The 22,344-nt window shown below is 69.9% G+C and carries 26 protein-coding genes; 4 read left to right on the forward strand and 22 right to left on the reverse strand.

Features of this window, described 5'->3' with window-relative positions; genetic code table 11:
- Positions 1–4: 4 nt before the first annotated feature.
- The 5 genes from ACIDOF_RS08040 to ACIDOF_RS08060 all read right to left on the reverse strand — a co-directional run bounded on the left by ACIDOF_RS08040 (position 5) and on the right by ACIDOF_RS08060 (position 5,018).
- Positions 5–1,015, reverse strand: a complete 1,011-nt coding sequence (locus ACIDOF_RS08040) for a major capsid protein (RefSeq protein ID WP_409005029.1) — start codon at positions 1,013–1,015, stop codon at positions 5–7.
- Between the two features lie 21 nt (positions 1,016–1,036).
- On the reverse strand, positions 1,037–1,660 hold the full coding sequence (locus tag ACIDOF_RS08045) for a hypothetical protein (protein ID WP_409005030.1): 624 nt from the start codon (positions 1,658–1,660) through the stop codon (positions 1,037–1,039).
- A 93-nt stretch (positions 1,661–1,753) separates the two neighbouring features.
- On the reverse strand, positions 1,754–2,476 hold the full coding sequence (locus ACIDOF_RS08050; protein ID WP_409005031.1) for an endonuclease domain-containing protein: 723 nt from the start codon (positions 2,474–2,476) through the stop codon (positions 1,754–1,756).
- 49 nt (positions 2,477–2,525) lie between these two features.
- Complete coding sequence (locus ACIDOF_RS08055; protein ID WP_409005032.1) at positions 2,526–2,690, reverse strand: Rmf/CrpP fold protein; 165 nt, start codon at positions 2,688–2,690, stop codon at positions 2,526–2,528.
- 27 nt (positions 2,691–2,717) lie between these two features.
- A complete protein-coding gene (locus ACIDOF_RS08060) occupies positions 2,718–5,018 on the reverse strand; it encodes a phage minor capsid protein (protein ID WP_409005033.1) in 2,301 nt (766 codons plus the stop codon).
- Positions 5,019–5,555: 537 nt separating this feature from the next.
- Between ACIDOF_RS08060 and ACIDOF_RS08065 the strand changes: the two genes are divergently transcribed.
- A complete protein-coding gene (locus ACIDOF_RS08065) occupies positions 5,556–6,566 on the forward strand; it encodes a hypothetical protein (RefSeq protein WP_409005034.1) in 1,011 nt (336 codons plus the stop codon).
- Between the two features lie 26 nt (positions 6,567–6,592).
- On the opposite strand, the gene ACIDOF_RS08070 is transcribed toward ACIDOF_RS08065, so the two are convergent.
- From ACIDOF_RS08070 to ACIDOF_RS08100, 7 genes are all read right to left on the reverse strand, one after another.
- Positions 6,593–7,045: a cupin domain-containing protein gene (locus tag ACIDOF_RS08070; protein WP_409005035.1), complete on the reverse strand. Its 453-nt coding sequence runs from the start codon at positions 7,043–7,045 to the stop codon at positions 6,593–6,595.
- 50 nt (positions 7,046–7,095) lie between these two features.
- Positions 7,096–8,619 (reverse strand): phage portal protein, encoded by a 1,524-nt coding sequence (locus tag ACIDOF_RS08075; protein ID WP_409005036.1) that lies wholly within the window; start codon positions 8,617–8,619, stop codon positions 7,096–7,098.
- Entirely contained in the window at positions 8,606–9,046 is a 441-nt protein-coding gene (locus ACIDOF_RS08080; RefSeq protein WP_409005037.1) for an HNH endonuclease signature motif containing protein, read from the reverse strand. The genes ACIDOF_RS08075 and ACIDOF_RS08080 overlap by 14 nt, the downstream gene beginning before the upstream one ends.
- A 79-nt stretch (positions 9,047–9,125) precedes the next feature.
- Entirely contained in the window at positions 9,126–10,355 is a 1,230-nt protein-coding gene (locus ACIDOF_RS08085; protein WP_409005038.1) for a PBSX family phage terminase large subunit, read from the reverse strand.
- Positions 10,355–10,804 (reverse strand): helix-turn-helix domain-containing protein, encoded by a 450-nt coding sequence (locus ACIDOF_RS08090; RefSeq protein ID WP_409005039.1) that lies wholly within the window; start codon positions 10,802–10,804, stop codon positions 10,355–10,357. The genes ACIDOF_RS08085 and ACIDOF_RS08090 overlap by 1 nt, the downstream gene beginning before the upstream one ends.
- A 276-nt stretch (positions 10,805–11,080) precedes the next feature.
- Positions 11,081–11,419 (reverse strand): hypothetical protein, encoded by a 339-nt coding sequence (locus tag ACIDOF_RS08095; protein WP_409005040.1) that lies wholly within the window; start codon positions 11,417–11,419, stop codon positions 11,081–11,083.
- 115 nt (positions 11,420–11,534) lie between these two features.
- Complete coding sequence (locus tag ACIDOF_RS08100) at positions 11,535–12,029, reverse strand: hypothetical protein (RefSeq protein WP_409005041.1); 495 nt, start codon at positions 12,027–12,029, stop codon at positions 11,535–11,537.
- A 129-nt stretch (positions 12,030–12,158) separates the two neighbouring features.
- Between ACIDOF_RS08100 and ACIDOF_RS08105 the strand changes: the two genes are divergently transcribed.
- The gene (locus ACIDOF_RS08105; protein ID WP_409005042.1) at positions 12,159–12,449 is read left to right on the forward strand and encodes a hypothetical protein; all 291 of its coding nucleotides are present in this window, start codon (positions 12,159–12,161) and stop codon (positions 12,447–12,449) included.
- 46 nt (positions 12,450–12,495) lie between these two features.
- On the opposite strand, the gene ACIDOF_RS08110 is transcribed toward ACIDOF_RS08105, so the two are convergent.
- The 8 genes from ACIDOF_RS08110 to ACIDOF_RS08145 form a co-directional block, all read right to left on the reverse strand.
- On the reverse strand, positions 12,496–13,281 hold the full coding sequence (locus ACIDOF_RS08110; RefSeq protein WP_409005043.1) for a hypothetical protein: 786 nt from the start codon (positions 13,279–13,281) through the stop codon (positions 12,496–12,498).
- Between the two features lie 62 nt (positions 13,282–13,343).
- Positions 13,344–13,646 (reverse strand): hypothetical protein, encoded by a 303-nt coding sequence (locus tag ACIDOF_RS08115; RefSeq protein ID WP_409005044.1) that lies wholly within the window; start codon positions 13,644–13,646, stop codon positions 13,344–13,346.
- Positions 13,647–13,890: 244 nt separating this feature from the next.
- Positions 13,891–14,709, reverse strand: coding sequence for a hypothetical protein (locus ACIDOF_RS08120; RefSeq protein WP_409005045.1), 819 nt, complete (start codon positions 14,707–14,709; stop codon positions 13,891–13,893).
- Complete coding sequence (locus ACIDOF_RS08125; protein WP_409005046.1) at positions 14,706–15,701, reverse strand: mucin-2; 996 nt, start codon at positions 15,699–15,701, stop codon at positions 14,706–14,708. Before ACIDOF_RS08125 ends, ACIDOF_RS08120 begins: the two co-directional genes overlap by 4 nt.
- A gap of 183 nt (positions 15,702–15,884) precedes the next feature.
- Complete coding sequence (locus ACIDOF_RS08130; RefSeq protein WP_409005047.1) at positions 15,885–16,802, reverse strand: recombinase RecT; 918 nt, start codon at positions 16,800–16,802, stop codon at positions 15,885–15,887.
- Entirely contained in the window at positions 16,799–17,854 is a 1,056-nt protein-coding gene (locus tag ACIDOF_RS08135; RefSeq protein WP_409005048.1) for a YqaJ viral recombinase family protein, read from the reverse strand. The genes ACIDOF_RS08130 and ACIDOF_RS08135 overlap by 4 nt, the downstream gene beginning before the upstream one ends.
- The gene (locus ACIDOF_RS08140; protein ID WP_409005049.1) at positions 17,851–18,132 is read right to left on the reverse strand and encodes a hypothetical protein; all 282 of its coding nucleotides are present in this window, start codon (positions 18,130–18,132) and stop codon (positions 17,851–17,853) included. Before ACIDOF_RS08140 ends, ACIDOF_RS08135 begins: the two co-directional genes overlap by 4 nt.
- A gap of 14 nt (positions 18,133–18,146) precedes the next feature.
- The gene (locus ACIDOF_RS08145; protein WP_409005050.1) at positions 18,147–18,293 is read right to left on the reverse strand and encodes a hypothetical protein; all 147 of its coding nucleotides are present in this window, start codon (positions 18,291–18,293) and stop codon (positions 18,147–18,149) included.
- A 202-nt stretch (positions 18,294–18,495) separates the two neighbouring features.
- Here ACIDOF_RS08145 and ACIDOF_RS08150 point away from each other — a divergent pair, with 202 nt between their 5' ends.
- Complete coding sequence (locus ACIDOF_RS08150) at positions 18,496–18,897, forward strand: hypothetical protein (RefSeq protein ID WP_409005051.1); 402 nt, start codon at positions 18,496–18,498, stop codon at positions 18,895–18,897.
- Positions 18,898–18,905: 8 nt separating this feature from the next.
- Here ACIDOF_RS08150 and ACIDOF_RS08155 read toward each other — a convergent pair whose 3' ends face one another.
- Positions 18,906–19,886, reverse strand: coding sequence for a LuxR C-terminal-related transcriptional regulator (locus ACIDOF_RS08155; RefSeq protein ID WP_409005052.1), 981 nt, complete (start codon positions 19,884–19,886; stop codon positions 18,906–18,908).
- Between the two features lie 422 nt (positions 19,887–20,308).
- Here ACIDOF_RS08155 and ACIDOF_RS08160 point away from each other — a divergent pair, with 422 nt between their 5' ends.
- Positions 20,309–20,500, forward strand: a complete 192-nt coding sequence (locus ACIDOF_RS08160; RefSeq protein WP_409005053.1) for a hypothetical protein — start codon at positions 20,309–20,311, stop codon at positions 20,498–20,500.
- 62 nt (positions 20,501–20,562) lie between these two features.
- Here the strand turns inward: ACIDOF_RS08160 and ACIDOF_RS08165 are convergent, their stop codons facing one another.
- A complete protein-coding gene (locus ACIDOF_RS08165; protein WP_409005054.1) occupies positions 20,563–22,272 on the reverse strand; it encodes a recombinase family protein in 1,710 nt (569 codons plus the stop codon).
- Positions 22,273–22,344: the final 72 nt, after the last annotated feature.

Raw genomic sequence — 22,344 nt, forward strand, 5'->3', positions numbered from 1 at the left:
TCCCTTACTTCACACGGATGTTGCGCAGAACGGCGGCGGCCTTGGTCGCCTTGAGCACGACGGCAACCGGGCCCATTTCGACCTCGCCGCGCTTGACGGCACCCGCGGTGTCGAAGTCCGGCAGCCACGTGCGTACAAGTTGTCCACCGGCTGTGGAAACGCCGTGGAACCCGTCGAGACCGAGGCGCACGGCGTACAGGTCCGACAAACCCGAAACGGTCTGCCCCGTGCCGTCGCCCTCGGCGTCGACGAGCCGCGGCTCGACCGGAATCACAGGATCGGTGCTGCCAGCCTTGGCGCCGAGGTCGACGAACGGAATCCCGTTGTACGTCTCCACCGGTCGGCCGAACGCGTCCTCGCTTCGGGTGTAGTAGCCCGAGCGGCGCGCCAAGCTGCGGACGCGGGCAATCGTCTGCTTGTTGCCGAGAATGGCGCTCGGGGCGTCGTCGAGTTGCGCGAGGAACTCGTCGAGCAGATCGAGGGCGGCGTGCCACTCGCGGGAGGTGTCCAGCCCGGGGCCGGTCCAGTCGGTCACGGTCCCGAGACCCATCTCGGTATCCGAGCCCGCGAGGGCGAAGTCGAGCCCGTCGAACCCTTCCTCTGCGCCCGGGGTACGCACGCGCATGCCGTTGATGACCTGATCGGAGAAGAACGCTCGCGCGGACTTCACGACCTGCGCAATCTGGAACGTCACCTCGTTCGTGGCCGCCGGCCCGACGTTCGCGAGGACCCGGTCAATCGTGAACGCGCCACCGAGCGGCGCGAGTTCAACGCCGTACTTCGCGCGGTGCGCTTCGGCGATCGGGTACTCGTCGTTGTACTTCCGGAAGTGCGCGGGCCGCTCGGTCACGGTCCGCAGGTACGTGTACGACAGGGTCGCGCCGCCCCCGGCGGGATTGACGGCGTCGTGCCAGGTGAGGTTGTCGAGCAGCCACGACGACTTGCGGAACTCGTCGATCACCAAATGGTCGAGGTCCTCAAGCGCGTTCAGGTGCGCGTCAGCGAGCGTGATCACGGGTCAGGTTCTCCTTACAGGTCAGGCGCCGAGGCGGGCGGCGACGGCGTCGCGCAGCGACTTCGGTCGCTGCTCGGTGGTCGGCGGTCCGTTGAACTCGGCGCCCCCGCGCGCAGGCCCGGACGGCGCCGCGCGGTACAGGTCGGGGTCGTGCTCGACGGCAGCGCGGATCTGCTCGCCGAGCTGCTGCTCGAACTTCGGGCCGTCCGGATCGAGGCCGGCGACGGAGTCGAGAAAGCTGCGGGAGTTGAGCAGCCGGTCAGCGCGCGCCCCGTGCTCGCCCGCGGCACGGTGCGCGGCGAGCTCGACCTGCGCCGTACGCAGACGCTCGCTGACGTCGGCGAGCTGCTTGTCGCGCTCGGCCACAACCGCGGCGAGCTGCGTCGGGTCCTGCTCGTTCTCGGCTCCGCCCGGGTTGAGCGCCTTGTTCACGGCGTCGAGCGCGGCCTGTAGCTGCTCGGCGCGCTTGGTCTCGGCCGTGGCGCGCTGCTCGGCGGCGGCGAGCTGCTCGTCGGCCACGCTCGGCGCATCGCCTGACGGCGGTGCGGTCGGCGTCGCCTCGCTGCTGCCGGCGACGGGCGCCGACTGCGGTTCCTGCCCGGCGGCGTCCGTGTTCGCGGTCGGGGCGTTGGTGGTCTCAGGCATGCGGAGGTCGTCCTCCCAGACAGGGGCAGGTGGATACAGGCATGGCAAAGGGGGCTACCGAGTTCGGTAGACCCCTTCGGGTTGGGTTGCTGGCTACGCGCGGTAAAGGCGCTGCCAGAGCGGGGCTGCCCCGCGTGGTGGCCGCCCGAGCCGATGGTTCTGCACATCCATGGTTCGGCCGGAAGCCAAGGTGCCAGTCAGGCCCTGTGCACGTGCGGCGCGTGTTGGGGCGAACACGGCAGTCCCGGGCGGAGGTTCACCTTCCAAGTGCATCCGCTGATCGCGGCATGTGCCGTCTCGCCGCAGAGAGCGCACACAGGCGAACGCGACCATTTCGAACCGATCCACGTCCCCCAATCCGGGGCTGTGACTCTCGTGTTCTTCGATGGCTCGCGCCAGTGCCGTGGGGTCCGAAGGGTCGTCCAGCAACGTGAGCATGGTGGCCCCTGGAGACCAGGCAGAGGGAACACTGAGGTAACTGAGGTAGCGATCGCATCGGAAGGAGTACGTACGGTCGCCCGATCGGTACGGAAGTGCCACACCGACGATCGCCGTCGGCGGCCTGCGGCGGTAGTCGGCGAACGGGTCGTCCCTGGCACCCCTGACGCCTTCCGCCAAATTGCAGGTAGAGCAGAGCAGCCCCCGCACGAACCCTGTGACGTGATCATGGTCCACGACGCAGGCCGCGGTAGATACGCCGCATATCGCGCATCGTCCACGTTGCCACGCGAACAGCTTCCCCAGCGACGGCAGTTTCGGGTCCAGATGGGTTGGTAACTCCCATCGGTGACAGGCGGGCACTCGGACGTCAGGCATACCCGACGTATATCAACCGTCACTGACAGGTGGTGTGCCCGTCGGGTGATCAGCCTTGCTCGTCGGCTTCGCGGCGGCCGGCGGTGTAGGCGCGCACCCATGCGGAGCGACGCAGGTCGTTCGCGGGGTAGGGGCACACGGTCACGGGCTCTCGGTTGCGGCCGGCCTGCTGGCCCTCGTTGATCGCGCGTACGAGCTGCTCACGCGGCCCCATGTCGATGCGCACCCCTTCCCCGTGTGGTCACTGCCGGTTCTGCTGATCGCCGAGACTGCGCCGTGCCCGGTCGCCCTCGGCGGTGCGTATGCCGGTGAGCTGCTCAGTGTATTCAGCGAGGGTGAGCCGCGGTTCAACTTCCGCCCAATACCTCTTGAGCTCCTCCGACGCTCGCGCGTACGCGACGTGCGCCGGGCCCGAGAACAACGACTCGGGGTCGACACCTTGCGCTGCCGCACGGCGGTTGAGGAGATAGCCGTTCGTCGCGTCCTCGGCCGCAAGCCACTGCCGATAGCAGTGCTCCCGGTACAGCTCGCGTATCTCCGCGCGGGTGTAGGCGGCTTGGGCGGACTGTTGCGCTTCTTCGCGCTCGGCGATCCAACGCTCAGTGGACGTCATGCCGGCGTACGGGTCGTCGGGCGGATCGGACAGCGCGACGGCCCACACCGCGGTGTCGGGCGCGGGCGCGAGGGCTTCGTCGACCGCCCGCGCGTCGTCGAGCTGCGCGGCCGGCCCGGTCGCGTTGCTCGGCTCGGGCAGTATGGCGGGGTACCGGCGGTCGAGCTCGGCGGCGATCCGCTCACCCTCGCCCGGCTGCGCGTAGCGCACCGCCCATCCGAGCACGTCGTCGCCGAAGGCGGACAGGTCGGCGGCGAGCTGCCCGCCGGGGAACAGCGCTGCGAGCAGTTGCCGGCGGTCGGCCTCGGCCGCAATGGCGGCGAGCTCGGCCGGATCGGCGAGGCGGGCGCGTTGGGCGAGCTGCTCGTCGGACAGGCCGACCAGATCCGCACGCGCGCCGGGCAATCCGGCGTCGACGTCGCGTCGGTCCATCTCCGCCGCCACACGCAGCACCTGCTCGTCGTCGAGGTGGGACAGCACGCGGGCGAGCTCACGGTCGCTGAACGGCGTGAGGTCGTCGACCAACACGCCCTGGGGGCGGATGCGGTCGAACAGCGCGGCAAGGTCGCGGCGGTCGAGCTCGGCCGCGGCACGATCGAGGTCGCGCTCGTCGAGCAGGCCCGAGCCGACCGCCTCGGCGACCTGCTGCTCGCTCATCTCGCCCGGAGTCTGCGCGTCGCCGGCGCGCAGCCGCGCGGCCTCGACCGCCTCGGGCTGCGGCGCCGTACGGGCGGGCGGGAGGTTGCCGGCGCCCACCTGCTCCCGGTGGCGTAGCCGGCGCAGGTCCGGGTGCGCGGCGAGGTGCTCGCGCATGGCGGCCTGCCACGTGCGCACCTTCGCCTCGGCACCCTTCTTGGCCTCGGGCGTGGTCGCCGCGGCGGCGCGCTTCTTGTGCTTGCGAATGTTCCGCTCGATCGCGCGCTGTCGCTGCCCCGCCTCGTAACCGGCACTGTCGGAGTCGACCGGCGGACGCGTGGTGACCCCGGGAAGGTAAGCACTCACGCTGTGGCGGCAGTTGGGATGCTGGAGACCGGCGAGGCGGGCCTCTTCGAGACTGCCCTGCACCTCGACCGTCAGCATCCGGCCGTCGATGGTGGCGTGCTCCACCCGCACCGTACGGGGCCCGTCCGGTCCGCCGATGCCCAACACCTTGCCCTCCCATGGGCGGCACAGCGGGCACTCGCGTGGCGCGTCGGAGACGAGCACCAGGTCGAGACCGGCCTCGCTCAACGTCCGTGTGTGCGCCTCGACCGCGGCGCGGGCGGTCGAGGTCCGTACGGCCATCTCCGCGTACGAGGTGAGTTGCCACCGTCGGCCGGCCCGGTCGGTGAACCCGGATATGCCACGGTCGGCGAACTGCCGCATGGCGTCCTGCGTCGCGTGCCGACGGGTGCCGACACCCAGCAGCGGCGTAGCCGTGACCTTCGCGACGACCTCGCGGAACCCATCGGCGACCGCCCGCAGAATGCCGCGATGCGTCGCGGTCACCAGGTCCACCGTCTCGACCGCGAGCCGGTCGACGGCCGCCGCGTTCGGGGTGATCTCGTCGACCAGGCGCCGCGCGGCATCCGGCAGCGCGCCGAGCTCGGCAACCGCGGCACGGTGCCCGCGGTTGTACGCCTCGGCGACCACGTCGAACACCTCAAGGGACACCGCGCGCCCGAGCTCGTCGACAACGGCCTGCGCCGCCCGCCGCATCGGCTGGATAGCGGCGAGCTTGCGCTGCGCCCACCCCGGGGCCTCGAACCCGTCGGCCAACTGCCGGGCCACGATGCCGAGTAGGCGTTCCTCGGCGTCCGCGTACAGGTCGCGCACGCCGGCTGACAGGTCTTCGGTCACGCCGGGGTCGATAGGCACCGTGCACCCCCCGGCATCGCCAATCCTGCTTATTCGTGGAAGATGAAACGCAATGTGGTGAGGGGTGAACACCCGCAAAAAGTGGCAGAATTGACGCAATTCGATTCGTTAAATGCGTCACTCGCTCAGGCGGGGTACTGCATGGGCCTGCTCAGAATGTCGTCTCGCGCGAACGTTCGAACGGCTGCCTGACCAGGCAGAGTTCGTTGACCGCTCGGTCAGCTCTAGCCTGTTATCAATTCACATTGCCCATATTGCTAGACACTGTCAAGTGATTGGGAAGAAAACTCCTGGTGTTGCAGCGTCTTTCGTCGAAGTACCTTTCCGTTCATGCAAATTGACGCTTCTGCGCTGCTCACTCTTGGGCTCCCACTGTTTGCCGCCGTACTTGCTGCCGTCGTCCTGGTGGCAGTTGCCCACCCCGACCCCGACATGCGACGGAGGGCCGAACGCGTCCTACGCATCGTCTTCCGCGCCGGCTAGCCGGCTCCAAGGCGAATCTGACCAACCACCGAGTCTGTGTTGCTGAGGTAGTCAGGTGGGGAGGGACACAGGCCCGTCCCACCTGACCCACAGTGACTGTCAGTGCCGCTCGGTACGGTCGTGAGCATGACCTCTGCGCAGATCACACCCGGCGACGTCCTCACCCGTGAGCAGCTGAACGCCCTGTTCGGCGGCTCGGGTCAGGGCGGCATCATCCCGTCGAAGACGAGCAACACAATCCAGCTCTTCACGGATCACGAGAGCGGCAAGGAGTACGGCTACCAGGATGGTTGGCTTGCCGAAGAAGACGAGAAGGGCCCGGTCTTCGAGTACACCGGACAGGGCGTCGAAGGGCACCAGACCCTGAAGGGATTCAACGGGTCCGTACTCAACCACGCTGCGGCAGGGCGCACCTTGCGCATGTTCGTCTGCGTCGGATACGTCAACGGTCGCGACGGAACGAAGGAGCACCGGTACGTCGGCGAGTTCAAGGTCGATGACGACGAGCCGTTCGTACGCCGTCAGGCGCTCGACCAGAACAAGGACCTGCGGTGGGTCTACGTCTTCCGACTGCGCCCCGTGGCCCCGGTCGAGCAGCTCCCGGAGGACTTCGTTCCCGCCGCATCCGATGACATCATCGAGACCCTGCCGGCCGTGCCGACCGGTGACCCCTCGCTCTTCGAGCTCAAGCCGGCTGAATCCACCAGCGGGCAGGCAACCAAGCCGGAGAAGAACAGCAAGAAGAAGGTGACGCGCAAGGCCAGCGACGCCGTCGAGGTCACGCGCCGCGAGGCGGAACTGAGCGACCGGTTCCTCGCCTTCCTCAAGGGTCAGGGGCACAAGGTCGACCGCTTCAAGATCCGCGTACAGGGCCTGACCTCAACGTTCTGGACGGACCTGTACGACGCGACCGACAACGTGCTCTACGAGCTCAAGGGCAGCAGCAGTCGCAACGCCGTCCGAATGGCCATAGGACAGCTTCACGACTACAGCCGCCACATCCCCCCGAAGGACGCGCGCCTCGTTGTCCTGCTCCCCGAACGGCCGGTCGACGACCTCGCCGAGCTGGTCGCGCACGCCGGCATGGCGCTCGTGTACGAGGACGGTGACAAGTTCGTCGGGTGGCCCGTCGCCTAGTAGCCGGTCCTCGGCATCACACACCGTCAGTTCTGCGCGAGCAGACGGAAGTCGTCGTACTCGAATCCCGGCGAGACGACCGTGCTCACGAGGGCCTCGTCGCAGTCGGCCGGCTCGGCTCGCTGCCAGACACCGGCCGGCACGATGACCTGCGGCTGCTGCCCGGCTGCAAGGTCGGGTCCCAGAACGACCGTTGTCGTCTGCGCACTGGGGCTGTCGCCGGTCCCGCCCATGGTCAGGCGCAGAGGGCCGCCCCGGTGCCACAGCCAGAGTTCCGGCGAGCGCACCGTGTGCCACGCGGACTTGTCGGTGGCGGTGAGAAGGAAGTAGATCGCGGTCGCGGTGGCGCGAGGGCCGGGGTAGTCGGCGAGGTGCAGCGTGATGTCGCTGCGCCACGTCTGCCGGAACCAGCCGCCCTCGGGGTGCGGCTGGAGATCAAGCAGTCTGGCCGTGGCCGGCCTGTCTATCGTCGTCGTCATCGGTCCTCACTTTCAGCAGGGTTGGCGCCGGCCTGTGGCCGGCGCATGAGCTACGCGGGGAAAGGCGCCTCGGGGGCGTCCGGCTCGTCTGCCGGCGGCGGGGCGGCGGGGGCGCCGGTGATCGGGTCGGGCACGGCCGTGCCGTTCTCCTCGCGAATGCGGTCGACCTCGGCTTGCACCTGCTCGTCGGACCAATCCGGGTGCAGAACGCGCACGCGGGTGTCGGTGCTCGCGGCCTCGGCCTGCGCGATCAAGGCGAGCGTCTGCGCGGTGGTCTGCGGGTCCTCGCTCACGGCGTCGCCGAACTGGACGTGCGGACGCGCGTCGACAGGCACGGTCGAGAAACCGAGACCGCGGTCAAGGCGCAGCATCACGTGCAGCATGTCGGCGAGCGCGGGCGCCCAATAGCGCGCTTTCACGTCCCGGGTGATCATCGAGCGGCGTTCGCGGGCGACGACCTCGGTCGCCGTGACTGCGGTCGCGTCGCCGAGCCCGAACGACTGGGAGCTGTAGCCGGCGCTCTGTACGGCCTGCCGCACGATCGCCTCGGCGGTCTGCGCGTGTTCGGCAACCCGGATTGCGAACTGAGACAGCGTGATGCCGTTGCCGGTCTCGGTGGGCGGGATATTGAGGGTCTGCCAGATCTCCCGATCGGCATCGAACGACGCCCCTTGCCCGGGGCCGTTACTGCGCAGGTACCCGTCGGGGACGATCAGCCGCGCACGGGCGAGGCGGATGTCGCGCAGCCAACTCGACCACGTCGTATCGAGCGCGTCGAACAGATCGTGCGCACCCTGGTAGTCGGAGCGGCCGAGCGCGCTGCCGCGGCGCTGCCGGTTCGGCCGCATGTTGGGCACGTACGCCGCGGTCAGCGCGTCGGGCAGCCCGGTCTCGACGGCGTCGCCCTGCTCGCTGAGCGAGTCAGCGAGGCCGGCGACCTCGGGGTGCTCGGTGAGCGGCACCCGCGTGCCGAGGCGGTCGCGGTCGCCCTGATACAAGCCGTGCAGGATCACGCCGGGCTCGTGCCGTTCGAGGTGGCGCCACACTGCGCCCGTGCCGCTGGTCAGCTCGTGCCAGAACGTCACTGCGACGAGCTGCCCGAATCGGAACTGGGGCAACGCGGCGTCGGCATGTACGGCGGTGAGCAGCGGACGCGCGGTGAGGCCGGCATCCCACGTGACACGCAGGAACACCCCGCCCAACGCCGCGGCGACCTCGGCCGCTTCAAGCAGCGTGTTCGCGACGCCACCGGCCTCGGTCAGCTCGTCGAGCCGGGCCTGCGCCGCAGGGTCCTCGACGGTGAACGTCGGCGGCTCACTGAAAAGCAGCGCCGCGCTCGTCCCGGCGATGTCGGCGGCGAGGGGAATGTGCAGCCGGGTGTCGCGCTGCCACGCGTCCGGCGGGCGACGTGCCCACAACCGGCGACGGCCGTCGGCCCGCAGCCGGTCACGCGCGTACACCTCGGTCAAACGGCGACGGTCACCCGCGTACCAAGCATCATCGACACGCATCGCCGCGTACTCGGCCGCGAACTGCGCCGGGGGCCAAGGGGCGTTGCTCTCAGGCAGCGGCACAACGCACCCCCCGTCGGCGACGCCGGTACTCGCAGGCTGCTGCGCGCCGGCAGGTTCGGCACTTGCGGGTCCCGTTGCGCGCCCGGTAGGTATTCGCGGCGTCGAAGCGGTGGCCGCGGATGCAACGCGTCTGCCGCGCCCGATCGGCGAAGAACCCGACCCCGCGGAGCACGTTGACGCGGTTCGTCACTGCTTCCAGGTGGTCAGGGTTGGCGCAGGACGTGTTGCGGCACAGGTGGTCGATCACCAGACCGTCGGGTATCGGGCCCTTGACGGCTTCGTACGCGACGCGGTGCGCGTACCGATGTTTGCCGTTGAGGTAAAAGCGGCCGTATCCGGTCGGGAGCCGAGCAGCCTGCCACTCCCAGCAACCGTTGTCAGCCTCGGTGATCTTGGCGAGGAACCGGTCTGTCCAGTCTTCGCGCATCGCAGCGCCCCCCTTGGGCATGCCAGATGCCGCGGCGCCCCGGGCGGGGGTCGTCCGGGGCTGTGGTGGTCGGGTGTGGTTACGGCTGCTGCGCGATCAGGTGCCGCCATTCGTGGGCGGTCGAGTGGATCGCGTAGCGCAGCGCGTCGCACGAGTGGTCGTCGCGCTTGATGGGCTTGTCTTCGCCCTTCTCGGCGGCCTCTTCCGACCACGCGTAACCGGGCAGCTCGTCGAGCAGCCCGGTACACGAGCGGTGCACGCGCAGCAGACCGGAGTCGAGCGCGGTCGCCACACTGCGGATGCCGTCGAGTACGTCGTTATGGGCGCGGGCGACGCCGGGGTGCCCGTCTGTCCAAAGCTGCGTCACGAATGACGCGGCCGAGGGGTCGACGAACGTCCACTCGGGCACGACCTGCTGCTCGTCGAGCCACCCGCGCAGGCGCGCGCTGTACTGCGCATCCGTGAGTTGTCGGTGCGCCGCGCGGGAGTCGTGCCGCCATTCGCCGGCGACGTACAGCCGGTCGTCGTCGCCGAGACCGAGCAGCACCGCGGCGAACGGATTCGAAGTGCCGTAGTCGACGCCAACCCACGTGCGGCGCATGGGCGGCAGCTCGTCGACGACGTGCCGCTGCTCGTCCCACATGTCGTAGACCGCGCCCTCGGCGACCACCCACTCGCCGAAGATCATGCGCTTACGCCACAGACCGACGTACTCGGCGGAGAGCGCGGCGACGTACGCCTCGGAAAGGCTCGGGTTGTCGTCGAGGCGGAAGTGCCATGAGGCGAGGTCGAGTTCGCGCTCGCGGTCCAGGTAGCCGGTACGCAGCCAGTGCCGCGGTGAGTCGGGGTTCGTGGTCGCGAGTAGCCGCGCGCCGGGCACGGACAGGCGGGCGAGAAGCTGCGTCCAAAAAGCCTCGGGTACGAGGGTGGCCTCATCGACCAGGGCGAGAGCGGCGGTCAGTCCGCGCAGCCGGCCCTCGGCCCGCGCATCCGAGGCGCCGATAAGGTGCACGGTGCGGCCGAGGATGCTCGCGGTCGTCGCCCCGCGGGTGTGCCGCACTTCGTCGGCCACCTCGCCGAACAACCCGGGGTCCTGCAACGGCTCGATGATGTTCCGCTCGATCGTCTGCAACGACCGACCGCACACCAGGATCAACCCGGTTGCCGGCGCGCGGCGCAGCGCGAGCAGAAACGCGACAAGGCTCGCGATCGTCTTTCCCGACCGCACCGACCCGTGCCAGACCGATATACGTGCGTCGGCTGATTCGCGGATCGAGTCGAGCTGTTTGCCGGACAGGGGAGCCGTCATCACTCCCCCTCCCGGTCGTCCTCGCCGGTCGGCCCGAGCAGGGCGTCGGCGAGCTTGTCGAGCATCGAGCCGCCCGCGCTGCCAGTCCCGCTGTGGCGGGCCAACTCAGCGACGCGTGCATGTACTTCGGTCAGGGCGCGGGCCGCGGTGGCGTGGTCGCGGGCATCTCGTGCGCTCTCCGCCCCGCCGGTGCGGGCGACTTGGCCGAGCGCTCCGTCGAGGGCGTCGTCGGCAAGCTGCTCGCGGCGGGCGGCGGCATCGGCGCGGCGCGCCTCGGTCGCAGCAGCGACCCGGGCGCCGCCGGTGAACGTGAGGCCGGCCTCGCGGGCGATCTTGCTCACGGTCGCGGCGCTGCGCCCGATGGCGCGGGCGATGGCGTTGCGGCTCTTGCCCTCGGCGTGCAGCCGGCGGACCTGCTCGCGGTCTCGGTCGGTGATCGGCTCGGCCATCGCGGCTCACCTCCCGACCGGAGACATGCGTACGCCCCGCCGCAGGGGGAACAGCGGGGCGTACGAGAAGAGGGGGGAGGAAGTTTCCGGGCACGCCGGAGGCGCCCCCAACATTAGGTCACGAAACGATAACGGCGCAAGTGTTCATGGGTAGATTCCCGCGTCCCACGGGGGCGAGGCGCCACACAGCCGGCTCGGCGTCGGGCAGGGCGCGTGTCCGACGCGGGACGCCCGCCCGGTGTCCGACGCGCGGCACGCCCCGCGTCCGACGACGCCTCACGCGGCGCGGGTTGCGGCGGCCGGCACCTCGCGCACCTGCGGGTGTGACGTGTCCGACGGGCGCGGCAGCCACTCGGGCGTTCCGTCCGACAGGGCGTAGCGCACGCTGAGGACATGCGGCGCAGTGCCGTCGGGCACGTCACCGTAGTCCCACGCACGCCGGTACGAGTTGGCGAGAAGTCCGACAGCCTGCCGCACGGCGTCCGACAACTTCGTTCCGTCGGACATGAGTACGGCGAGGTCGGCGTGCAGCTCGGCGTCGACGCGGACGCTGGCGCGCTTGCCGACCGCTGGCGGCGTGTTGTTCGACCTGTGGGTAGGGTCTGGTGCAGCCATGGCGGGGTTTGCTCCCGTTCGTGGTCAGGCCCGTCCGGCGGTGGAGTCGCCGCGGCGGGCCGCTTCATGCGTGATGGCGAGTACCCGCCCCGGCGGGGCGGGTAGGGCGCGGGTCTCAGAAGAGCGCTACCTGATGGGCGTCGGCAGGCAGGCCCGGGAAAGTGAGCTGAAGCGCGGCGACAGCGGTCTGCCCCGCGGCGCGCTGCGGGGTGCGGTACTCGTCGAACTCCACCAGCAGAGGCACGGCCGTGCGCAGTCCGCGGCGCTCGACCACGGCCTGCCGGTCGGAAGTGCCGTAAGTCTCCAGCAGGTACGCCTCGAATGCGGCGTTCTCGGCGTCCCGGCGAGCTTCCCGCTCACGCACCCCAGCCTCGCGCCGGGCAGTCTCGGCGGCCTTGATCCGGGCCTTGAGGTCGCGCTGAGTCCAGCCAGCGGCCTTCGCTGCGCAGGCGGTGCCGAAGTACAGGTCACGGTCGGGGTTGCCGTCGGCGTCGAGCTCGATCATCTGCACCGTGCCGCGCAGTTCCTCCCTGCCGCACAGCTCGCAGGTGGTGATCTCGTCGGTCATGCCACGAACCTCGAAAGCCTTGGTGGTGTGAGTGCTGTTCATGGGGTTTGCTCCCTCGGGTCGGCGGGTGCCGGGTGGAGTCCGGCGGCGCACTTCATTTATAGAGGGGGCTATAAAGGAGTGTCAAGGCCCCCCTAGAAATCAGTCGCTGCGGCGTCGTACGCTGCCCTCATGACCGCGCAACAACACTCGTCCGACACGGACCGCGACGCCCTACGCCAGCGGATGACTGAGCAACTCGACAGCGTCCTCGCGCACCTAGACAAGATCACCGACCCTGCCGAGCGCGAGCTCGTCGCGCGGTTCCTCGCTGACGAGCTGCTGCCCAGCGCGGTACGACGCGTCAAGGTCGTCCGCGGGGGCGCGGTACAGGAACTGCGCGCCGACCGCACGCTGCGCGAGGTCGCCGCGCTCCTCGGCCTGTCGGTGCCCCGCGTCGACCAACTCGCCAAAGGCAAGTAGGGCCGGCCCGCCCCATCGGTCCGGGCCGGCGCCCTGCACCTGCCGGTCACGCAGCCCGCGCAGCGTCCTGCCACTCGCCCACGTCGAGCGCGGACGCAAGGGCGACGAGCTCGTGCACGCCCCACCGGCGCCGCCCCCGCTCGTCGAGCGGCACCGGGGCGCCGCACCGCTCGCCGGTCGCGCACGTGACCGCCGGTTGCACATCGGGGTGCCGGTGCAGCAGCAACTCGCCCCCGCACCACGGGCACGCCCGGTCGGGTATGGGCACCGTGCGCGCGTCGAGGCCGAGTGTGCGCAGCAGCCGGCCCTCGGCGCTGCGGGCGGTGCGCCGAGCCTCGTGCAGCAGATGACCGGGCAGCGCGGTAAACGGGGGCGCGGCGAGGGTCCCGTCGGGCAGCAGCTCGGGCTCGGTGTCCTCATTGAGCACACGGCCCTCGATCCACAGAGCTGCCCAGTGCAGCCCGTACGCGCGCGAACCGGGCCCGGAGTCGGCGCGGAACGCCCAGCGACGCGGGTGGTCAAGCGGGGTGTACTGCTGCGTTACCGCGGCGAGCAGGTCGGCGAGGTCGAACAGCGTCCGCTCGATCGCGAGCCCCGTGTCGAGCGCGGTCACGTTGAGCGGCGCGGGGTGCTCGCGCAGTACGAGCGGCGCCCGGTCGGCGACGAGCAGCTCGTCGCCGTCGACGTCGGGGCGCAGGGTGTGCGCGAGCTGCCGCGGCGGCCACACGTCCGCGGGCGGGGTCTCGATCGCGACGAGTAGCTCGCCCCACAACTCCCGTACGGTCCGCAGGGCGTCGACGGTCTCACGGTGGGCAAGTGCGGCGTAGGTCATCGTGTGTGCTCCCGTCGTTCAGTGGTCGGTGTCGTCGAGGGCCTGCTGCGCGGCGACGCGGGTCACTCGAACCCCACTTTCCTGCGGGGCACTTGCGGCATGGGGACGGTGTTGCGGTCGGCGGAGACTTGATACGAGATGACGAGCTCGGCGCCCTCGCCCTGGTGCACGGCCGCGTCGGTGACCGACCGGCCCTCGGCGCGCAGCGCGGACCGCACGATGTCGAGCAGCTCGACCGCGGCCGGAATCGTCGAGGGCAGGGGCAGCACGTACTCGGCGCGCGACTCGTGTACGAGCCGGTACCGGTCCGGGCCAACCGTCGAGGCATCACTACGGGTCTCGGTCACGGGATCGTTGGCGGTCATCGGGTCTGCTCTCCACTCATGCGGGCACGGCGCGAACTCAGAACAACGGACAAGCGCCGAGCGCGCGGCCCCCGCGCGCGAGGCGCGACCGGTCGCGCGGTGCTGGTTGCGGGTTGGGTGATCTGCCATCCGTCGAGGGCGAGTTCGTCGCACAGGCGGGCGGCGGCGAGGGCGGCACGCTGGGGTGCGAGGTCGAGCTCGTCGGTCAGGTGGGCGGCGATGGCGTCGCGCACTGCGGGCGGCGTCATCGCTGGGTACCTCCGGTGGTGTGGCGGGCTCGGCTCTTGCGCGGGGCGGGTGGGGTGCGCATGAGGCGGTCGAGCTGGCGGCGGTTGGGCATGGGCCGGTCAGCGGTCGCGGCGCGGACGCGGGCCGGGTGCGGCTCGGGCGTGGTGCACGCGTGGCTCGGTGGGGCGCCGCACTCGGGGCACTGTGCGTGCCGTACGGCGTAGGCGTCGCGGCGCTGGCCGTGCACAGTGCCGCGCAGTTCCCGCCCGCGGGAGGACCTGCACAGGTGGCGACGGGCCGCGCGGCAACGGGAGTTGGGACAGTCGACTTCGAGCTCGACGAGCGCGGCCCGGTTCCCCGGCAGGTGCTCGCGGATCTCGACGCGCGTCTGCTCGTCGACGTACGGGCCGGGTTCTTCCGCCTCGACGACAGGGCGGCCGACCGCAGGCAGCAGCGCGAGCAGATTCTCAGACGGGGCGGCGCCGATCGCCTGCGTGATGGTGCGGGCGGGCAGCTCGCCCTCGGCGGCGGCCGTGACCTGCGCACGGCGGCGGGCGACAAACTGCTCGCCGGTCTCGCCGGGTTGGCCGTCGTACACCGGGTGCGCGGCATCGATGCGCCCGGACCGGATGCGGGCACGGATCGCCCGCACCTGCGCAACGGTGATCCACTGGTCAGTGTGGGCGTAGTGCTCGGCAACAGCGCCCCGGGTGTCGTCGTCGAGGGGGACGTCGTGCAGGGCGCGGGACCATGCGCGGGCGTCGGCCTCGCCGATGGTGCGGCGGTCGAACGCGGCGCAGTGCGCGAGGAGTTCGGCGGCTTCGGCCGGGGTCATGACGTGGCCTCCTGTTCGCGGAGTCGGGCGGCGAGGTCGAGCCCTGCGCTCACTCGCTGGTCGGTCGTCGAAGGTCGTGCGGCGGCCAACGACACGACGTTCGGACCTCGGCCGATATCCGGCGCGTTCGAGGGCATCGAGGGCAGAGAGCGCCAACCGGGCAGGAAGTAGCGCGCGGAGCGGGGGCGGGTGCGGGCGGACTGCCACGCGGCGCCGGCGTGATCGACGAGCACGGGCACGCCACAGCGTTCGATCAGGGCGTGCAGCAGCGTCCATTCGCCCGGGGCGAGCTGCCAGGCGACGACCATTCCGGCGGCGCTCATGGCGTCGACCAACGGCCGTACGGGCTCGGCGATCCGCGGTTCGTCGGCGGTCTGCTCCGAGCTAGCTTGTTTCCCTCTACTTCCGAAGGAAGTAGAGGGGTATGGCTTGGTGTTGGTTAGGGGGCCTGTGACACCGTCCCTAGCGTCACGCTGTGACACCGCCTCCTGACCTGCGGAACCTTCGGCAAACGGGGGTGCGTTTCGCGTCCCGTTCGGCGACGAATCGCCCTCGTTTCGCGCGCGATTCGCGTTCGATTCGTCGCCGAAACGCGCGCGATCCGGAGTCGAAACGCCCTCGGGCGCAGCCTGTTCGGCACGTGCGCGGCTGCGTGCCTTGCGCTCCGCGGCGTCCCGCCGACCGGCCTCGACCTGCGCGCGGGTGGCGTTCCTGCCGCCCTCGAAGAAGTCGTGCACGACGTAGTCGCCGGCCTCGGGCTGCGGGCAGCGCGGGCAGGTGTGCCCCGCCTCGTGCCACAGCCCGGAGGCGACCAACTTCCGCGCCTGCGGGGCGGTGCCGTACTGCTTGGCGATGGCACCGGGCACGTGCCCCTCGGTGAGATGCTGCGCACAGTAGGCGCCGCAGCGCACCCACAGACCGACCGCGGCGTTACCGGCCTTGATGACTTTCGGGTGCGTATGGGCGCTGTCGTCGATCTTGAACCAGGACACGGCGGGGGCCTCCCTTCTCGGCGGTGTGGGGCAGATGCGGCGGGGTCTCGGGCCTGCCGTTCACGGCGGCGGGTGTGTGGGCCACGCAGCGAAAGCCGATGACGTACCGGCGGGCGCCCGGAGCACCGCAGTAACGGCGCTCCGGCCCGACCCAATGCCGACACCGGTACGTGACCGGTCGGATCACTTCGCCCCCGCGGGCTCACCGGCGGGCGACTCGGTGGCCTCGGGCCACCCGGCGAACTCGACGGGCACGTCCTCGACTTCGGCCTGCCCGCGACCCTGGTCGGCCCGCTGCTCGACGACCTCGCCCTCGATGTACTCGGGCACCGCGTCGAGGCCATCGGCCGTGACGTCGCGCCGTACGGTCCCGTCGTGCGCGACCGCGCGGGCGAGTTCGGCGGACTTGGGCAGCAGCTTGAAGAGTTGGCGTATGCACGTCTTGCGCGCCATGGCGTCGTAGTCCGTCGCCCACGGGCCGCCGTCCTTGGCCTTGCTGCGCTTGCGGATCGCCTCGACGTCCTCGACGGACAGCACCACGAACGCCGAGCCGCCGTTTGTGAGCCGTGCGACCGCGTAGTACCCGGTCACCGCCCCGCGGTTGGTGAGCGCGGGCCGGTGCCGCAGCACGGGGGTAAGGCCGTACTCGTAGTCGAACTCGTCGCCCTCGTGCACGGTGTGTGTGTCGAGACCGGCCGCGAGCGGGTGCTGCCAGAACAGGCGGATCATGCCCTGATAGCCGACGACGAGCTGCACCTCGTACGCACGGGCCCGCTTGTTGAAGAACGGCAGCAGGTACGCCTCGCCCGCCACGCCGCCCGGTTCGAGACCGAGGGCCGCGCAGGTCATCAGGGCGCCGCCGAACGACTCTTGAGTGCACTCGGCGAGGTGCGGCACGCGGCGCAGCTCAGTGAGTGCGATACGTGCGATCCGCTCGGGACTGGCGACGTGTTCGGGCAATGCGCGTGCGATCTCGCCGCGCATCGAGTGCACGAACTGTGCAAGCGTGGCCGGCGCGGCGGCAGCATCGTGCGTCGCCGCGGTCGGGGCGGGGGAGTGAGCGCGGCGCTTGGCGACGCGCTCGGCCAGGTTGGTACTCAACGCGCAGACTCCTTCGGAACAAGCAGGCGGCGGGATCGGAACGGCCGCACGACGTCGGGGTGTTCAGCGGCGAGGCACTTCGTGTCGAGCGCGTCGACGGGGCGCGTGTACCGCGCGGCGAGCTCGGGGTGCGCGGCGGCGAGACGCTTCGCGGACACCGGGCCAGACTGCTTCCACGTGAACGCGACCTCGCCCTGCACCTTGACGACCTCGGCCTCGCCCGCGGTCGCCCGCAGCTTGTTGTCGACCTCGCGCAGCTCGTCGGCGGTGCGCTGCTCGCGGGCCTTGAGCTCGCGGCGTCGCTCCAAGAGCGGCAGCACCTCGGCCGGGTCGGCGACCGTCTCGGCACCGGCCCGTACGTCGTAGAGGTGACCGAGCAGTTCCTCGGTTGCCGGCGAGCCGTCGATCGGCGGCGGGGTGCCGTCGAGCACGCCCTGCCAGAACTCGCCGACCAGGGCGACGAGATGCTCGACGAGCTGTTCGTCGCGCTCGACCCGGTGCACGACCAGCCGGTTGCCGCCGAGCAGCGCGGCGACGTGCGCGTGCGAGTAACCGGTCACCGCGAGGTACCAGTGCGTTTGCAGCGCCGGCCCATCCGGCACACCGCCGAGCCACTCGTCGAGCTGAAAAGCGCTACGGGTCTTGATCTCCAGCAGACTCGACGGCGCCGCCTCGCCCGCCTCGATCACGTACCGGTCGACGTTGGCGAGCATCCACCGGCGCTCGACATGCGCGACGGTCCCGGGACCCTCGACCACGCCGAGCCCCGTACGGTCCGCGAACACCGAGGCGATCGTCGGCTCGTGCGCGAGCCCCCAGAAAGCGGCCTCGGCGAGCTCGGGCGACCGCGGCCGGTCGAGCGGCAGCTCGCCCCGCTTGTCGAGGTACACCTCGTACGCCGACGAGTACCGGCTCATGCCGAGCACCGCGGCGACCTCGGAACCGCCAACTCCCGTACGGCGCACGGTGAGCCACTGCTCACGCTCAAGCCCTGGCGGAGCGACGACAACCGCGGAAGGGGTGACGAGTTCGCCGCGCCCGGAGTCGCTCACTGCGCGGCCTTGTCGCTGACATACCGGGCGTAGACTCGGTGTTCCTCGACGCCGTCGACGACGACGGTCCGGGCGACCGCCTCGAACCTGCCGGCAGGCGCGTACGCGGCGAGGCGCCCGCTCTTGATGGCCTGCGCTGCCGAGGCGGCACGGGTGATGTTGGCGCGCCTGGCGACCACGCCCCAGGCGTCGGCGTTGCCGCGGAGCGCCGCGGCGATGCGGAAGTGCTTGGTGTTGCGCTGCCTGGGCGGCGGCCCGATGAACTCGACCTCGGTCACGTGCTGATCGCTCCTCACGCTGCGGCTTGCTGCTCGACGTGCTCGGAAAGCGCGCGGCGGACGTGCGGCGCAAGAAGGCGCCGGACGAGGTCGAGCTGCTCGGGCGTCGGCTCCGGCCACTCGTCGACCTCGGGCGGCGTGGGTGTCTCGTCGACGTTCACTGCTCCCCCTCCTGTAGTCGAACACGAACAAACAGGCGTCAGGGCCCACCATTGAGGGCCCACGCTTGTTCTCGTTTGCGGACAGCGGCAACCGTAGAGGGCGGTCCCGGGGCCGTCAATGTGGTTCTTTGGTGTACGTCGTGCGGGGGAGAGTGGTTAGATGAGCGCGTTCGCGTAAGAGGACAAGAACAGAGGTGAGAACGTGCCGAGCGAATCCGGCAGCCCCTTTGGCGACCTGGTACGCGAGGCGCTCCAGGTGCCCGAGGTCACTCTGCGATCCCTCGCAGACAAGGCGGTCGACCCCGAAACCGGCGAGAAGGTAGGGCACACAACCTTCTGGAAGATCAGCAAGGACGAGCCGATCAAGGTCTCGCCGCCCCTGGTGCGAGCGGTCGCCGTAGCCCTCGGCAAACCCGCCCGCGAGGTGCAGGTAGCCGCCGCGCAGCAGTACGTCGGGCTCATTGCCGGCGACCCCGTCGGAGCGAGTGGCGGTGACGCCGTCGTCGCAGTGGTGCACGCGCCCGGCATGACTGGGGCCGACATGCCCAAGGTTCAGGCGCTCCTGAGGAGACTCGCAGCCGGTGAGCTCCCCGACGCGGACTGACCGCGCGCTTAGTCGCTGTGGCGCTCGTCAGACGTCGACCACCAGTGCACGAGCTGATGCAGCGTCTCGAACCCGAGCCTCGTCCTGAGCTCGGTCAGGTGCTGGCCGACCGTCCGCGACGTGTAGCCGAGGCTCGTCGCGATCTGCTGCTGCGTACGCCCACCGCACAACTCCCGCAGGATCGCGCGTTGCAGGGGAGTGGTCACCGACGCGTGCTCGGACGTGGCCGCGCCGGCCCAGTCTTCACCGCGCACCCAATACGTCTCGAACGCATCGGCTATGAACGACGCGACGGCTCGATCGCGAATCAGGTAACCACCTTCAGACGTAGGGCGGTTGTCCGCATGATCCTGAATCACTGCCGTCTCACGGTCGATGACGACGCAGCGCATGAACGACGAGGCCAAGGTGCGCACCTGCGCGCCCCGTTCCGTCATCGCCGCCGCCCACTCGCCCGTCACGGAGTGCGTGCGCGCGCTCGCCGGGTACAGCGTGCGCATCGAAATGCCTCGCTCAACTGCCGCAGCATCGCGCCCGATCGACTGACGCAACAGCTTCTTCGGGCGCGGACCGGGCTGCGCAGTGAGCAGCTCCTCGCGGGCCCCGTCGATAGCCTGACTCAGCGCGGCGTTGATCTCGGCGGGGGTCAAAAACACCGCAGACGCGCTCACTTGGGCGACTTCCTGCGGTCGCCGGGAGCGGAGATCCTCAACCACTGACGGCACCTCGCCGAGCCGCGTCACGGCGCGAGCGAGGTCACTCTCGGCGTGCGCCCGCAGGCGCCGCTCGACCTGTTCAGCGTCGACCGCCAGATACTCGCGCGAGTAAGGGTTCTCGATCACGAGCCCCAGCTCGACCAGCCTGGCCAGATCTTCGCTCTCGGCGGGGACGTGCTGGCCGTGGGCGATCCGCTCGTACAGGGCGCGCAACTCTGCTGGCAGCACCGAGCCGTGGCCGTCCGCAGTGGGTGCAGTGGTCGGCTCGGTCACGGCATCGCCTTCCTCTTTCGGAGATCTCGCACACCGGAAGCTCAAACGCCTTGATCAAGGCTCGGCCCTACGAAGAGTATTCCCACATACGCGACATGCATATGTCAGCCGCACCCCCACCACGGCGGCCAGAGATAGGGAAGGAAATGACCAGAACCCTCCGAAAGTCCCTTGCGTCCCTGCTGCTTGCCGGTGCGTGCATCACCGGCGCCGCTTCACTCACTCCCCCCACCGAACAGCACACGCGCGTCGCTGCCGGCGAGTCCGATTCCGGATGGGGCGGCCCCGCCCCCCAGCGAGCCGAGGCCGAGACCGGCGACGACTCCGGGTGGGGCTAATCGCGCCGAGCGGCTCGGCACACGCGACGCAGTGAGCACGCACCGCAACCGCACACGGCGTGCTGCAACGGGGGGACCTTGCAAGTGATCACCGTCATTCGAACTCGCCTCGACAATGGCTCAACCGCCGCCGTCCGCGCCGACGGCGGCGGCCTCACCATTGCCATGGACGACCGGCACATCACGGAAACGGGGGCGCGCAGCCTACAGCGCGCCCTCGGCTCGCTGATCGAAAGAGCCGAGCAGCAGATCGAACCTGCTCCCGAGGCCAATTAGATTCGAACTAACGATCGAGGGTCGTGCGGCGTCAGCCGCACGGCCCTCGATCACGTCCAGCCTTAAGCCGCCTTGGCGGCCGGCTTCCTCGTCAACTGCCTCGGCACCACAGCGACGAACTGCTCGACCGGAACACCGCGCTTCCAACGGCCAGGCCCCTGCGGCTTCAACCGCACTTCGAGCAACGCCTCAACGATCAACCGCTGCTGACTCAACTCCAGCGCACCCCAAGCCGTCGTCAGCGCCGCCTCGTCCAACCCGACCAACTTGCGCACCACCTTCGGCACGCCCAACACCTCTGCGCGCTGCTCCGCTTCCACGATCCGCGGCAGTTTCTTGGCCTCAATCGCAGACAGCGCCCGAGCCGACAGCTTTCCCGCAGCGGCCTCGTCGTAGAACTCCTCAAGCTCGTCCCGCAGCAACTTCGCCTCGGCCCTGGCCTCTTCGATCTCGCGCAGCAACTCCTCGTCACCCTTCGCGTATGCCTTGGCGAACGACTTCGACGACAGCCACCGGAACAACTTCCGCCGCACAAACGGATCGACGACCTCGATCTGCGCACTCGCGTGGTAGCCCTTCGAGGCGCCAGCAGCCGGCGCAGCGCACGAGTAACGAGGCTTCCCGTGCTGCCTGTCGGAGTTGACCCGGATCTCGCAGATATCGCAGATCATGATCCCTGACAGCCAGTGAATCGCCCTGCCCGGACGCTGGTTGAACTTCCGCTTCTCCTTGCGGGCGGCAACCGCAGTCACCGCGCGCTCGTGCTTCGCCTTCGACACAAGCGCCGGCCACGCGCCCTCGGCCGTCACCTTCCCGCGATGCGTCCGCACGCCGATGTACCGCACATCAGTCGCGTACGCCGTCACCGTTGCAGAGATCCAACGAGCCATGATGAGCGGCACCTGCCGCTCGTTGAAGTCCTCGGCGACCTTGACCGCGCTCTCGCCGGCATCGAGCCGCTCCCGCGCCTCCTGCCGCAACTCCACCGCCGCCACGATCCGCGCGAGCCAGTCGGGGTGTATCTCCTCGTTCTCCTTCAGGCCCGGCCGCCACTCCGCGAGCCGCTTAACCTGACCCTTCGACCAGTACGGCGTAGGCGGAGTGACGCCGCGCAAGTTGAGCGCCCGGGCGATCTTCGTGGACTCGCGCCCGTCACCCACCCCGGTCACGATCTCGTCGACGACCAGGGCCTCGACGGCATCAGCCTCGGTGCACACGTAGGCACCCGTCCGCTCGTCGTACACCCGGCGATACCCGTACGACGGCTGCCCGTGCGGCTTGCCGTCGAGAGCGTTCGCCCGCAGCGTCCGCATGATGTTGTCGCGCAACTCGTCGACCTCACGCTCGCCGAGCAGCGCGTCGAGACCCGTGCGAAACCGGTCGTCCTTGTTCGTCAGGTCATAGACCTTGCCGCCGTAACACCACAAGACGCCGTGCGCCGCGCACGCGTCCCGCAGCCGAGCGTAGATCGCGACATCCCGCTGCAACCGCGTCGAGCCCCAAGCGATCACGATGTCGAGCTTCCCCTGCTCGATGGCCTCGATCATGCGCTCAAGCTCTTCGCGCTCTCGGCCGCGGTAGCGCGAGGCCGAGCGGTCGTCGTCAACGAACTCGCCAACGACGTTCACGCCGAGTTCGTCGGCAGTGGCGTGGCCGTAGTCAAGCTGCTCCTTGACCGACCGGCCCTTGTTCTTGGTCTTGCCCTGGTACGCGCTCTTGCGCGCGTACAGGCCCGCGCGCAGCCCGGCGAGGCTGTCGCGCAGGGACTTCATGCCAGAAAGGTTCATACGGTGGCCCCCTCTCGAACGACCGTACGACCTTCCTTGATCTCCGTCGTACGGTTT

The sequence above is a fragment of the Streptomyces sp. Da 82-17 genome (genome assembly GCF_046098215.1).
GTDB lineage: Bacteria > Actinomycetota > Actinomycetes > Streptomycetales > Streptomycetaceae > Streptomyces.

Coding starts and splice junctions, on each gene's coding strand:
- ACIDOF_RS08045 (WP_409005030.1), bottom strand. CDS start 1,660: ATGCCTGAGACCACCAACGCCCCGACCGCGAACACGGACGCCGCCGGG.
- ACIDOF_RS08090 (WP_409005039.1), bottom strand. CDS start 10,804: ATGGCCGAGCCGATCACCGACCGAGACCGCGAGCAGGTCCGCCGGCTG.
- ACIDOF_RS08115 (WP_409005044.1), bottom strand. CDS start 13,646: ATGACCGCCAACGATCCCGTGACCGAGACCCGTAGTGATGCCTCGACG.
- ACIDOF_RS08050 (WP_409005031.1), bottom strand. CDS start 2,476: ATGCCTGACGTCCGAGTGCCCGCCTGTCACCGATGGGAGTTACCAACC.
- ACIDOF_RS08100 (WP_409005041.1), bottom strand. CDS start 12,029: ATGAACAGCACTCACACCACCAAGGCTTTCGAGGTTCGTGGCATGACC.
- ACIDOF_RS08095 (WP_409005040.1), bottom strand. CDS start 11,419: ATGGCTGCACCAGACCCTACCCACAGGTCGAACAACACGCCGCCAGCG.
- ACIDOF_RS08110 (WP_409005043.1), bottom strand. CDS start 13,281: ATGACCTACGCCGCACTTGCCCACCGTGAGACCGTCGACGCCCTGCGG.
- ACIDOF_RS08070 (WP_409005035.1), bottom strand. CDS start 7,045: ATGACGACGACGATAGACAGGCCGGCCACGGCCAGACTGCTTGATCTC.
- ACIDOF_RS08120 (WP_409005045.1), bottom strand. CDS start 14,709: ATGACCCCGGCCGAAGCCGCCGAACTCCTCGCGCACTGCGCCGCGTTC.
- ACIDOF_RS08165 (WP_409005054.1), bottom strand. CDS start 22,272: ATGAAGTCCCTGCGCGACAGCCTCGCCGGGCTGCGCGCGGGCCTGTAC.
- ACIDOF_RS08085 (WP_409005038.1), bottom strand. CDS start 10,355: ATGACGGCTCCCCTGTCCGGCAAACAGCTCGACTCGATCCGCGAATCA.
- ACIDOF_RS08105 (WP_409005042.1), top strand. CDS start 12,159: ATGACCGCGCAACAACACTCGTCCGACACGGACCGCGACGCCCTACGC.
- ACIDOF_RS08080 (WP_409005037.1), bottom strand. CDS start 9,046: ATGCGCGAAGACTGGACAGACCGGTTCCTCGCCAAGATCACCGAGGCT.
- ACIDOF_RS08065 (WP_409005034.1), top strand. CDS start 5,556: ATGACCTCTGCGCAGATCACACCCGGCGACGTCCTCACCCGTGAGCAG.
- ACIDOF_RS08055 (WP_409005032.1), bottom strand. CDS start 2,690: ATGGGGCCGCGTGAGCAGCTCGTACGCGCGATCAACGAGGGCCAGCAG.